At 48.3% G+C, this 1,018-nt stretch carries 2 protein-coding genes; both read right to left on the reverse strand.

All coding sequences use genetic code 11. From position 1 onward, the window contains the following. On the reverse strand, window positions 1–760 hold a 760-nt coding region (gene thiF / locus R7Q09_RS24430; RefSeq protein ID WP_318143731.1), incomplete at its 3' end, for a thiazole biosynthesis adenylyltransferase ThiF. Next, window positions 750–1,018 (reverse strand): thiamine phosphate synthase (locus tag R7Q09_RS24435; protein WP_318143732.1); only part of this gene is annotated, 269 nt, incomplete at its 5' end. The genes R7Q09_RS24435 and thiF, both read right to left, overlap by 11 nt.

The following is a 1,018-nucleotide window of genomic DNA, read 5'->3' on the forward strand; positions in this document are numbered from 1 at the left end:
TATTGTCACCACAAACCTGACATTGCTTGTCTTTGGTTATAGACATGGTCTGCCAGTTCATCCGCAGTCCATCAAAGAGGTGTAACTGACCACACTCAACATGAAAGCGATCTATCGCCAACTTTTGAATAGCAGCGAGAGCTTGGTAGTTCCCCAGAGTGCCCACCACAGGGCCGATAATGCCGGTTTCGCTGCACTTCATTGTTTGCTGCAATTCATCAAACGGATACAAGCATCGATAGCAGCCTGAATTTGATGGTTTGTCTGAGTAGTCAAAAACAGCAAACTGCCCTTGCCAACCAATCGCTGCCGCCGATATCAGAGGTGTATTTTGCTCATAACAAACTTGATTGATCAGCTGCCTCGTTGGCAGGTTGTCACTGCAATCCAACACCACATCCGCCAACATGACTTCGAGTTGTAACTGAGCTTGGTCGAGACGCTTGGTAATCGTGCGTACCTGAATCATTGAATTGAGATCACGAAGCTGCTGAGCCATCGCCTCGGTTTTCGCCAGTTCAATGTCGCCTTCACGATAGATAACCTGGCGCTGCAAATTGCTGCTGTCGACACGGTCATCATCAATCACAACCAACTTACCCACGCCAGCAGACGCGAGATACAAACTTGCTGCACTACCCAACCCACCACAGCCGATGAGCAACACATGAGATTGACCAAGACGAGCTTGGCCCGATTCTCCGATTTCAGGTAACGAAACTTGACGCTGATAACGAATGAATTCTTGATCAGTAAGCACGATAGTCCTCCATGACCAATGACGTGCTCGTTGTGCTCATCAGTTGGTCGAAAAACTCAATCACTTGTTTCGGCGATTCGGACAAGGTAATCGCACGAACCACCGCTAAACTGGACACGCCACATTGCCAAACTTGCTCTGCGTTTGATTGGTCAATGCCACCAATGGCCACAGTTGGATAGCCAACTCTTTCACCATATGGAATGCTATCGATCAGCTTTTGATACAAGGCTAAGCGAACCAGACCTTGCGGTTTGG

Source organism: Vibrio sp. 2130-1, assembly GCF_033339515.1.